The organism is Pseudomonas sp. NPDC087639 (assembly GCF_044743385.1).
Lineage (GTDB): Bacteria > Pseudomonadota > Gammaproteobacteria > Pseudomonadales > Pseudomonadaceae > Aquipseudomonas.
Map to the genome: position 1 here is coordinate 56,651 of NZ_JBIUWI010000027.1, position 10,693 is coordinate 67,343.

Genomic DNA, 10,693 nt, shown 5'->3' on the forward strand with positions numbered 1-10,693 from the left:
CTCTCACTTACTGTATTTGTCGCCACATGATACGACGGCTGCCGCCGCCGCCCTTTTCTACAACGATCGTGATGTTGCCACTGGAGTCGGTCACTCCCTTGCGCTTCCCGTCACTGGAGATGAAGTTCACCGTCGGATTGCCGCCAGTGAATATCACACCGCTGGAGATCGTGTCATTGCTGTCAACCAGGCCGTCGGAATTGGTGTCGATCACGGCGTAGTTGAGCATCTTACCGCTGAACGCATCGAGTTCGACCAGTTTGCCCGTACCGAGACTCGCACAGGGGTCTGTGGTGTCGACACTCGCGGTGGTGAAGACGATACGGCCAAGCACGATATTCGCTTGATTGATGACTCGCTCGCCGGTCAGCACGTTGTTATACACAAGCGGCAGGTACCAGCCCTTCTCCCCCGGATAGGTCGTGTCATTCTGCGTTGTGGTCAGGAATTGCCCGGAGCTGCCGGAGAATGAACCGGTTATCGCCTGTGGCTGCAAACTGCTGACGGTGAGCTGTCCCGAGCCGCCATCGGCATCCCACACCGAATAGAACGCCTGCAAATCCTTGTTGGTCTTGTCGGCTGTTTCGTTGAATTTACCGGTGCCGACGAAGATCTGTTTGCCGCCCAGCGAATTGTCCGCCAGCAGTGGCTGCGCGGTGATCGGCTGAGTCGCGCCGCCCGCCGTGGTGAACAGCGGTTTGCCGGAAAACGCCACGCCCCAGCTGTCCGTCGACGTGGCACTCAGATCAAACTTCCACAACCGCCCTTTCAAGTCACCGCCGTAAGCAGCCTGCACCACATTTTGCGAATTGACCTTGAGCTTCACCGACGACAGACCGTTGGTGGTTTCCGAACTGTCGATCACGATTTTCTTGATCAGCGAGCCATCGCGCACATCCAGCACGTACAACGCTGCCACGCCGGAGTTGCTGCCGTAGCCGTTGGAAATGAACGCCGCCCATCGACCATCGGCCAAGCGTGCCACTTCCGGCCGCGCGTAGGCATAACCCAGATCATTAAAAACGTTGGCGGTGTTCGCGGTCATTGGCGCACTGACTTCCCAAAGTGCGCGTAAAACATTACCGGCCGACGCGTCGAACAGTTGCAGCGCGTAGAACGTCTTGCCACCGGCACCGGTGCCACCGATGGCAAGAGTCTTCCAGGCGCTGTTGAGTTGGGCGTCAAACACCCCGACCTGGCCGTCGACCAGAAACTTGTGACTGACGCCGTTGATGTAAGTCGGGTCGGCAATCAGGCGAAGCGAGGGCAAGACGCTGGACGGCATATAGGCGTAACGCCGAGTGCCGTTGGCCGAATTGATGACATTGACGAAACCGTCGTTGGCATTCACCACCAGGCTGGTGTTCATATTCGACGCTTTGGTGTTCAAGTAGGAGGTATAGGTGGTGTCGCCAGACAGATCGGAGGCGGTTTTATCCGTAGGTGACGCGAGTACCAGCGGCGAGTTGATGATGTCGCCCAACAACACGTTGCGCACCTTGAGTCCGGCCTTGTTGGTGCCTTTGCTCCACTCGACCAGATCGATACCCGTGATACCGGTGGGCAACCCCTGACTGAGCGTCGTCTGCTGCGTGGCGGAAAAATTACCATAAGCAAGCGTCACGGCAGCGTTGCTGGCGGTGTTCCACGATTGATAAGTCGGCACAGTTGCGCCCGGCACAATAGTCGTGTCCGTGGTCCACTGTGCCGTCGACGTATTCACCGCTCCAGCCGATGTAAAGCCAAAAGACTTGATGGTGCCGCGCCAATCCTTGGGGTCGTAAGTGGTCTGGTAAAAACTGCTGCTACTGGTCAGCGTGGTTCCGCTGGTGACGCCGGCGCCACCTGAGCCCGACTTGGAAGTGATGTCACTCAGTGCCGACGACAATGCCGCGTTCAGGCCGGTGCTGTCGGTTGCCTGATAGTACTTGCCCTGCCCGTAACTCGCCGCGTCCGAGAGCATGTCGTTGTCAGCAGCGAAACCCACGGTGTAGGTGTTCATGTTCTGTTTGGGGAAATCCACCGCGTTCCAGCTCTTGCCCGCCGCATCATTGCCGGTCGAACGCATGTCGATATCGAAAGCGAACTTGGCGATATCGTCCAGATACAGCGTGTTGCCCTCGCTGTCGCCATTGAGGTTATTGCCGTCATTGTTGACCCCGTCCCAGTTCGGCAAGCGGCTGCCGCCCAGCGGGTCGTTGCTCGGGAAGGTACGGTCAAAGGTGGGCAAACCGTCGGTAATCACCACGCCATAATTCTTCTGACAACGGTATTGGATCGGGCTGGTGTAAGTATTCGGCGTGTTGTTGTAATACGGCGCCATGCCGCGCATGTAGCGGGTGATTTCGTAATAGGTTTCCGCCAATGGCGTGTTGGCCACGGCACTCAGATTGTTAATGGCTGAAATAAGCGCGTTGTAGTTGGTATCAGCCTGGCCCTGGGTCACGCTGCCGGAAACCGGTGACATGTCGGTGATGGTGCGGGCGATGTAACCGCCATTGCCCGAGTTGTTGTTGGTGGCCGGGTTGAATGTCGACAGACCGATGCGCAACGTCCTGTTGCTTGTGACCAGTGCCGTGGAGACGTTGCGCGCAACGTTGATGCGGTAATCGTTGGGAATCGCCCCATTGGTGAAGTCGCGGGTGCCGTTGTTGATCGCAAGACTGACCACGTAGGCAATGTAATCCCCTGAATAACGCGTGTTGCCGTTGCCCACCGGGTCCGGCAGTTTCAGACACAGCGGCGCCAGGCTGTTGTTGTAGAACGCATACGCCCCACCGGAGCATCCGGAGGTTGGAAGGCTCGATAAAAACACGGTATCGCCGGTAATCGCTGGCGCATTCAGGGCCGAGCACAACCCGAGGAATGCATTGCACTCCCGGGCCGGCGTTCGGTCTTCGGTGGGATCGAATCCCGCTGCATAAATGATGCTGTTCATACTCCCCGAGTCATCGATCAGCAGCATGACGTTCGGCGCCACTGCCGCAGCGCTCAGCAGCGGCGAATCGGACGGCGTAAATGCATAGGCAGGCGCCGTCAGATAGAAACTCAGCAACATACCGATCAGCAGCGATTTGTAGCGTTCAATACTTCGCATAGACACTCTCCACCACGCTACGCGAAGTGCCGACGATCCCGACAGCGGTCACTCGATACAGCGTCGCCGAGGTGTTGCTCGGCACATTCACGGCGGTCAGCGTTGTGCCGATGTTCTGCACGCCATAGAACCCGCTCCCGGCGGCGATCCAGGTTACACCGGACGTCGAATTGAGCCCTGCCGCACTGACCACCGATGACTCCGCAGGCGGCGCACATTGCGTCGTGCCGCTGCATACGGCCAACGAGTAGCTGTCCAGTTGCACCGCGCTCTCGCCCACACGCAACGCCGCTTCGGCGGTCTGGAACGACTGGTTGCGCAGGCTCACACTGCCGGCCATTTTCTCCTGCAGGTTGGCACTCTGCATCGACGACAGGCCAATCACTGTGAGCAACAACAGAAACACCAGACTGACCAGCAACACCATGCCGCGCTGGGTCTGACGTTGATGGAGAGAAATCCTCATCACCCAGGCCCTCACTGCAAGCGGTTGCGCAAAGCGGCAACCACGTTGAAGGTTTGATTGGCGACCCGACTGTTCGGATCGTTGAGAGTCAGGCTAAGGCGCACACTGCGAATACGCGCCGGATCGCTGGGGTTGGTGCTGTAAGTCGAGGCGGCTACATCAGTCGCGGAACTGGCCAGACCGAACGTCACGTTGAAGGCACTGACGTTGTTAACCAGCACCTGCTGGGTCGGTGTGCCGCTGCCGGTGCCCATCAGGATCTGGTTGTTGCTGAAGCTGTAGACAAGACGCCGGATCGGGAAGGCGATTTGTCCGCTCGCCGCGCTGCGTAACCCGGTATAGGCCGTCGCGCTGTTGCGACAATCGGAGACCACAGTCCAGGTGGGAGTGCCACCAGCGCTGCCGACGTCAGCGGTCACCAGCGTCAACTTGAGATTGGCGTTGTCCCAACTGATCGGCGTGATCTGCGCGGCGCTGAAGTCACCGGCGGAGCTTGAATCCGTGATCGTGCCCAGACAACCGAACATTCCGACCATGCGCAGTTCCTGAATCATTTTGCTCAGCACAAAGCGTGCGTCTTCCTGCATGGCGGCAGCACTGTTCTGGCTGACGTAGGTATTCTTCGCAGCGAGGAAAGTTTGCACCACTCCCAGCACCACGATCAGCCCGAGCGCCAGGGCGATGAGCATTTCGATAAGGCCGAAACCGCGGTTATGGCGCTTCATGGCGTGGCCACCGGATCTACCGTGGCGCGACTGGTCAGGACAAAGCTGCGCGCAGTGCCGGCGGCATTCGCTGCACGTGAGTCATTCCAGTTGATTGTGATCGTGTACACCCGCTGATTGCGGGCGATCGTGCCGGTGGCGGTCGGCCCGCCGAAGTTGACGATGTTGGTAGTGAAGTCGTAGAGGTCCTGATCCCGGGCAACACTGAGGTTTCCTGACGTCGGTGGCGTGACGGTGTAGTCGGCGCCGGAGTTGGCGCGGATGCGGTCCATCATGTCGTAGGCGATGAAACTGGCCTGACTGGTCATGCGTGAACTGTCGGTGTACTTCAGTGCATTCATTTGCACCGCCGCCGCACCCAACAGCCCGACCGTCAGAATCAGCAACGCGACCAACACTTCGATCAGCGTCATGCCCTGCTGAACGCCCTTGCTCCCTGGCCTCATCCGCAACTTCCACCCAATTGAATTCGTCCGTTCAAACACACGTTAAGCGTCCTGCTTTGCGTTCCCAGCGTGTAGCTGATGACCACCGCCGTCGAGGGTGCGGCCAGACCGCCAAGGTTGTTGAAATCCAGCGCGGTCACTCCAGAGGTTAGCGTCAGAGTTGCGCCGCTGCTCATCGCCGGAACAACCCGCAACACATTGGCCGGATTGCCAGTACTGTCGTAGACCGACAGTTCGCCGGTCCAGACGCTGCCGCCAGCCGTCGGTCGCAGCCGCGTTGTCACGCCTCGATCAATCGCTTCAAGACGGGCGAAATTGATGGCCCGTTGCAGGTCGCCCATTTCGGTATCGGCCTTGCTGCCTTGTATCGAACGGGTGAACGCAGGCACCGCCAGGGTGATCAGGATCACGAATATCGCGACCGCGACCAGCAACTCGATCAGCGTGAAACCTTTTGTACGATGATCCATCGATGCCCTCCGTTGCCGTCGGCTATACCTGCTTGTACACGCTAGAACATTCAACCGGACTCTGTCGGTTGATTTGCCCTGCCCGGCGCAGGAGCGCGCCGCTCATCACACTCCATGGAGGGAGTTTTCATGTCGCAACAGGGTTTCAGCCTGATAGAACTGCTTATGGGACTGGCGATTGGCGCAATTGTTCTGCTGCTGGTCAGCCCGGCGTTTGCCACTATCACGGAATCGAATCATCGCGATCAGGCCGCGCAGGCTTTGCTCGACGGCATTCGCAACGCCCGCACAATGGCGATCACGCGCAATCAGAGCGTGGTGATTCACGGCATCAACGGTGACTGGAGTCAGGGCTGGCGGATCATTCTGGATATCAGCGGCAAGGGGCCGGAAGACAGCAGCAATCCACTTATGATGGAAAATGCGCGTGACGCGAGGGTGCCGATTGTCGGCAATTGGTTGGTCAGTCGTTACGTGCGGTTCAGCAGTCTTGGACAACCACTGATGCCCGGGCGGGCGTTTCAGGCAGGAACATTACATATTTGCTCGACTCGCGAGCCGGTCAGCCAGCGTCAAGTGGTGCTGGCGGCGACCGGTCGAGTGCGCCTGGGCAGTGAGAAGACTGAACAGGCGCTGTGTCAAAAAGTCAAAAGCGTCAGATCGAACGCACGCGCAACTCTTTAGGCATCGAGAACGTGATGTTCTCTTCGCGGCCGGCGAGTTCATCGGCACCGGTAGCGCCCCAGGCCTGCAATTGCTGAATCACGCCACGCACCAGCACTTCCGGCGCGGAAGCCCCGGCGGTGATGCCAATACGCTCGACGCCATCGAACCAGCTCTTTTGCATGTCTTCGGCGCCGTCGATCAGGTAGGCCGGCGTGGCCATGCGTTCAGCCAGCTCACGCAAGCGGTTGGAGTTGGAGCTGTTCGGGCTGCCGACCACCAGCACCACGTCGCATTCGTCGGCCAGTTGCTTGACCGCATCCTGACGGTTTTGCGTGGCGTAGCAGATGTCGTCCTTGCGCGGGCCGCCGATGGCCGGAAAACGTGTGCGCAGGGCGTCGATAACACGACTGGTGTCGTCCATCGACAGGGTGGTCTGGGTGACGAACGCCAATCTTTCTGGATCGTTCACCTGCAATTCGGCCACATCTTTCTCGTCCTCGACGAGGTAGATGGCGCCGCCATTGCTGGCGTCGTACTGCCCCATGGTGCCTTCGACTTCCGGGTGACCGGCATGGCCAATGAGGATGCATTCACGACCGTCGCGGCTGTATTTCGCGACTTCGATATGCACTTTGGTCACCAGCGGGCAGGTGGCGTCAAAGACTTTCAGGCCACGGCCAGCGGCTTCGGTACGCACAGCCTGGGATACGCCGTGGGCACTGAAGATCACGATGACGTCGTCCGGCACCTGATCCAGTTCTTCGACGAAGATTGCGCCACGGCTGCGCAGGTCTTCGACCACGAACTTGTTGTGCACCACTTCATGGCGCACGTAGATCGGCGGCCCGAAGACTTCAAGGGCGCGGTTGACGATTTCGATCGCCCGGTCCACACCGGCACAGAAGCCACGGGGGTTGGCGAGTTTGATTTGCATGCTGTGCCTCGTGTCTTGCGCGCGAAAAAACAAAGAATTTCAAAACTGTAGGAGCGAGCCTGCTCGCGATGGCGCAGTGTCAATCAACATCAACCTTGAATGTCAGGCACTCATCGCGAGCAGGCTCACTCCTACATTTTTTACAGCGCTTTGACGTTGATGATCTCGACGTCAAAGGTCAGCGTCTTGCCAGACAGCGGGTGGTTGAAGTCGATGGTCACTTGCGCGTCGTCGAATTCTTTCACCACACCCGGCAGCTCAGTATTGGCTGCATCGTTGAAGATCACCAGCAAACCCGGCGACAGTTCCATGTCTGCAAACTGTGAATGCGGGATAACCTGCACGTTCTGCGGGTTCGGCTGGCCGAAAGCGTTTTCCGGCTCAACCGTCAGCGTGCGCTTGTCGCCGGCCTTGAAGCCGAACAGCGCGGCTTCGAAACCCGGCAGCAGGTTGCCGTCGCCGACCTTGAACGTCGCTGGGGCCTTGTCGAAGGTGCTGTCGACCGTGTCGCCGTTCTCCAGGCGCAATGCAAAGTGCAAGGTGACTTCCGTGTTCTGGCCGATGCGTTGCTCAGCCAATACCTGTTCAGTCATGAACGGTTTCTCCGGTTTTCTTACTTTTGAACATATCCAGTGCGAGCATCACCGCACCAACGGTGATGGCGCTGTCGGCGAAGTTGAACGCCGGGAAGTACCAGCGGTTTTGCCAGTGCACCAGAATGAAGTCGATCACATGGCCCAGGGCAATGCGGTCATACAAATTGCCCAGCGCACCGCCCAGCACCAGCGCCAGAGCGACGGCCAGCCAGGTTTCGTTGCGGCCCAGACGCTTGAGCCAGACCACCAGCACCGCACTGACAACAATGGCGATCAAAGCGAACAGCCAGCGCTGCCAGCCAGAGCTGTCAGCCAGGAAGCTGAACGCAGCGCCGGTGTTGTAAGCCAGGGTCCAGCTGAAGTAATCGGGAATGATCACGATCTGCTGGAACATTTCGAGCTTGTCTTCGAAGTAGAACTTGCTGGCCTGGTCGATGACCAGAACCAGCAAACTCAACCAGAGCCAGCTCAACCGTCCGAAACGGCCAACGGCATTAGGCATAGTCACGAACCTCGCCAGCGCCGCTGATGTTGTCGACGCAACGACCGCAGATTTCCGGATGCTCCGGGTTCACGCCGACGTCTTCGCGGCAGTGCCAGCAACGGGCGCATTTCGCGAAGGCAGACTTGACGATCTTCAGCTTCAGGCCGCTGACTTCGGTAGCTACGGCATCGGCCGGAGCCTGCACGAAAGGCGCAACGCTTGCGGTCGAAGTGATCAGGACAAAGCGCAGTTCGTTGCTCAATTTAGCCAGATCGGCGCTCAGCGCCTCTTCGGCGAACAGCGTCACTTCGGCTTGCAGGTTGCCACCGACGGCTTTGGCCGCGCGCTGGATTTCCATTTCTTTGTTGACCGCAACCTTCACTTCCATGATGCGATCCCAGTACTCACGACCCAGCTCGAAGCCTTCTGGCAGCTCGGTCAGACCTTCGTACCAAGTGTTGAGCATCACCGATTCGTTGCGCTCGCCGGGCAGGTATTGCCACAACTCGTCGGCGGTGAACGCCAGGATCGGCGCGATCCAGCGCACCAGCGCTTCGGAGATGTGGAACAGTGCAGTTTGCGCCGAGCGGCGCGCCTTGCTGTCGGCGCCGGTGGTGTACTGGCGATCCTTGATGATGTCGAGGTAGAAACCACCCAGCTCCTGCACGCAGAAGTTGTGGATCTTCGAGTAGACGTTCCAGAAACGGTATTCGCCGTAGTGCTCTTGCAGCTCGCGTTGCAGCAGCAGGGTGCGATCCACCGCCCAGCGATCCAGCGCCAGCATTTCTTCAGCCGGCAGCAGGTCGGTGGCCGGATTGAAACCGGTCAGGTTGGAAAGCAGGAAGCGCGCGGTGTTACGGATACGACGATAGGCGTCCGCACTGCGTTGCAGGATCTGCTCGGACACGGCCATCTCGCCGGAGTAGTCCGTCGAAGCGACCCACAGACGCATGATATCGGCGCCCAGGGTGTCGTTGACTTTCTGCGGTGCGATCACGTTGCCCAGCGATTTGGACATCTTGCGGCCGGACTCATCGACGGTGAAGCCGTGAGTCAGCAGTTCGCGGTACGGCGCGTGGTTGTCGATGGCGCAACCAGTCAGCAAGGACGAATGGAACCATCCACGGTGTTGGTCGGAACCTTCCAGGTACAAGTCGGCGCGCGGGCCGGTCTCGTGGCCCATCGGGTGCGAACCGCGCAGGACGTGCCAGTGCGTGGTACCCGAGTCGAACCAGACGTCGAGGGTGTCGCTGATCTTGTCGTATTGCGGCGCTTCATCGCCCAGCAATTCGGCGGCGTCGAGCTTGAACCAGGCTTCGATGCCTTCGACTTCAACGCGCTTGGAGACTTCTTCCATCAGTTCGACGGTGCGTGGGTGCAGCTCGCCGCTTTCCTTGTTCAGGAAGAACGGGATCGGCACGCCCCAGTTGCGCTGACGGGAGATGCACCAGTCCGGACGATTGGCGATCATCGAGTGCAGGCGCGCCTGGCCCCAGGCCGGGACGAACTTGGTGTCTTCAATGGCTTTGAGCGAGCGCACACGCAGGGTGTCGCCGCTGGTTGGCTCTTTATCCATGCCGATGAACCACTGCGCGGTGGCACGGTAGATCAGCGGAGTTTTGTGACGCCAGCAGTGCATGTAGCTGTGTTCGATGACGGTGGTGTGCAGCAGCGCACCGACTTCGGTCAGTTTGTCGACGATGGCCGGGTTGGCCTTCCAGATGAACTGACCGCCGAAGAATTCCAGCGACGGCACATAAACGCCGTTGCTCTGCACCGGATTCAGGATGTCGTCGTTGACCATGCCGTACTTCTTGCAGGTCACGAAGTCGTCCACGCCGTAGGCCGGAGCGGAGTGAACCACACCGGTGCCAGCGCCCAGCTCGACGTAGTCGGCCAGATATACCGGCGACAGACGGTCGTAGAACGGGTGACGGAAGTTGATCAGTTCCAGCTCTTTACCGGTAGTGGTCGCAATGACCGAGCCTTCCAGGCTGTAACGCGCGAGGCAGGCTTCGACCAGCTCTTCAGCCAGCACCAGCAGCTTGTCGCCGACGTCGACCAGGGCGTAGTTGAATTCCGGATGAACGTTCAGCGCCTGGTTGGCCGGGATAGTCCACGGGGTGGTGGTCCAGATCACGATCGAGGCAGGCTTGCTCAGGGACGGCAGACCGAACGCGGCAGCCAGTTTGGCTTCGTCAGCGATCGGGAACGCTACGTCGATGGTCGAGGACTTCTTGTTCTCGTACTCGACTTCCGCTTCAGCCAGAGCCGAACCGCAGTCGAAGCACCAGTTCACAGGCTTCAAGCCCTTGAACACGAAACCGCCCTTGACGATTTCGGCGAGGGCGCGGATTTCACCGGCCTCGTTCTTGAAGTCCATGGTTTTGTAAGGGTTGGCGAAGTCGCCCAGCACGCCGAGGCGGATGAACTCGGTCTTCTGCCCTTCGATCTGCTCGGTAGCGTAGGCACGGCACAGTTCGCGGGTCTTGTCTGCGCCCAGGTTCTTGCCGTGGGTCACTTCAACCTTGTGCTCGATCGGCAGGCCATGGCAGTCCCAACCCGGAATGTACGGCGCATCGAAACCCGAAAGGGTTTTCGAGCGGATGATCATGTCCTTGAGAATCTTGTTCAGTGCGTGACCGATGTGGATCGTGCCGTTGGCATACGGAGGGCCGTCGTGCAGAACGAACTTCGGACGATCCTTGCCAATCTCGCGCAACTTTCCGTACAGGCCAATACTGTCCCCGCGCTGCCGGATCTGCGGTGCGCGCGGTGGCGGGCCGGCCTGCCGTGGGCAGGCGGTGTC

10 protein-coding genes are annotated in these 10,693 nt (G+C 59.3%); 1 reads left to right on the forward strand and 9 read right to left on the reverse strand.

Annotated features, from left to right (window positions below; all coding sequences use genetic code 11):
• Positions 1-7: 7 nt before the first annotated feature.
• From ACIOVB_RS13885 to ACIOVB_RS13905, 5 genes are read right to left on the reverse strand one after another with little or no spacing between them, the layout of a single operon-like run.
• The gene (locus ACIOVB_RS13885; protein ID WP_401268491.1) at positions 8-3,097 is read right to left on the reverse strand and encodes a pilus assembly protein; all 3,090 of its coding nucleotides are present in this window, start codon (positions 3,095-3,097) and stop codon (positions 8-10) included.
• Entirely contained in the window at positions 3,084-3,563 is a 480-nt protein-coding gene (locus tag ACIOVB_RS13890; protein ID WP_401268494.1) for a PilX N-terminal domain-containing pilus assembly protein, read from the reverse strand. The genes ACIOVB_RS13885 and ACIOVB_RS13890 overlap by 14 nt, the downstream gene beginning before the upstream one ends.
• 11 nt (positions 3,564-3,574) lie before the next feature.
• Positions 3,575-4,288, reverse strand: a complete 714-nt coding sequence (locus ACIOVB_RS13895; protein WP_401268496.1) for a PilW family protein — start codon at positions 4,286-4,288, stop codon at positions 3,575-3,577.
• Positions 4,285-4,734, reverse strand: coding sequence for a type IV pilus modification protein PilV (gene pilV / locus ACIOVB_RS13900; RefSeq protein WP_401268498.1), 450 nt, complete (start codon positions 4,732-4,734; stop codon positions 4,285-4,287). The genes ACIOVB_RS13895 and pilV overlap by 4 nt, the downstream gene beginning before the upstream one ends.
• The gene (locus ACIOVB_RS13905) at positions 4,731-5,204 is read right to left on the reverse strand and encodes a GspH/FimT family pseudopilin (RefSeq protein ID WP_401268500.1); all 474 of its coding nucleotides are present in this window, start codon (positions 5,202-5,204) and stop codon (positions 4,731-4,733) included. The genes pilV and ACIOVB_RS13905 overlap by 4 nt, the downstream gene beginning before the upstream one ends.
• A 129-nt stretch (positions 5,205-5,333) precedes the next feature.
• Between ACIOVB_RS13905 and ACIOVB_RS13910 the strand changes: the two genes are divergently transcribed.
• Entirely contained in the window at positions 5,334-5,888 is a 555-nt protein-coding gene (locus ACIOVB_RS13910) for a GspH/FimT family pseudopilin (protein WP_401268501.1), read from the forward strand.
• On the opposite strand, the gene ispH is transcribed toward ACIOVB_RS13910, so the two are convergent.
• The 4 genes from ispH to ileS form a co-directional block, all read right to left on the reverse strand.
• The gene (gene ispH, locus ACIOVB_RS13915) at positions 5,860-6,804 is read right to left on the reverse strand and encodes a 4-hydroxy-3-methylbut-2-enyl diphosphate reductase (protein WP_187679205.1); all 945 of its coding nucleotides are present in this window, start codon (positions 6,802-6,804) and stop codon (positions 5,860-5,862) included. The genes ACIOVB_RS13910 and ispH overlap by 29 nt on opposite strands.
• Before the next feature lie 140 nt (positions 6,805-6,944).
• Entirely contained in the window at positions 6,945-7,382 is a 438-nt protein-coding gene (gene fkpB / locus ACIOVB_RS13920; protein ID WP_401268514.1) for an FKBP-type peptidyl-prolyl cis-trans isomerase, read from the reverse strand.
• A gap of 7 nt (positions 7,383-7,389) precedes the next feature.
• Positions 7,390-7,902: a signal peptidase II gene (gene lspA / locus ACIOVB_RS13925; protein WP_187679204.1), complete on the reverse strand. Its 513-nt coding sequence runs from the start codon at positions 7,900-7,902 to the stop codon at positions 7,390-7,392.
• A partial coding sequence (gene ileS / locus ACIOVB_RS13930; RefSeq protein WP_401268503.1) for an isoleucine--tRNA ligase occupies positions 7,895-10,693 on the reverse strand: 2,799 nt, incomplete at its 5' end. The genes ileS and lspA, both read right to left, overlap by 8 nt.

Excerpts from the sequence above, each read along its gene's own strand:
- ACIOVB_RS13895 (WP_401268496.1), bottom strand. The coding sequence starts at position 4,288 with ATGAAGCGCCATAACCGCGGTTTCGGCCTTATCGAAATGCTCATCGCC.
- ACIOVB_RS13910 (WP_401268501.1), top strand. The coding sequence starts at position 5,334 with ATGTCGCAACAGGGTTTCAGCCTGATAGAACTGCTTATGGGACTGGCG.
- ACIOVB_RS13905 (WP_401268500.1), bottom strand. The coding sequence starts at position 5,204 with ATGGATCATCGTACAAAAGGTTTCACGCTGATCGAGTTGCTGGTCGCG.
- pilV (WP_401268498.1), bottom strand. The coding sequence starts at position 4,734 with ATGAGGCCAGGGAGCAAGGGCGTTCAGCAGGGCATGACGCTGATCGAA.
- lspA (WP_187679204.1), bottom strand. The coding sequence starts at position 7,902 with ATGCCTAATGCCGTTGGCCGTTTCGGACGGTTGAGCTGGCTCTGGTTG.
- ACIOVB_RS13885 (WP_401268491.1), bottom strand. The coding sequence starts at position 3,097 with ATGCGAAGTATTGAACGCTACAAATCGCTGCTGATCGGTATGTTGCTG.
- ACIOVB_RS13890 (WP_401268494.1), bottom strand. The coding sequence starts at position 3,563 with ATGAGGATTTCTCTCCATCAACGTCAGACCCAGCGCGGCATGGTGTTG.
- ispH (WP_187679205.1), bottom strand. The coding sequence starts at position 6,804 with ATGCAAATCAAACTCGCCAACCCCCGTGGCTTCTGTGCCGGTGTGGAC.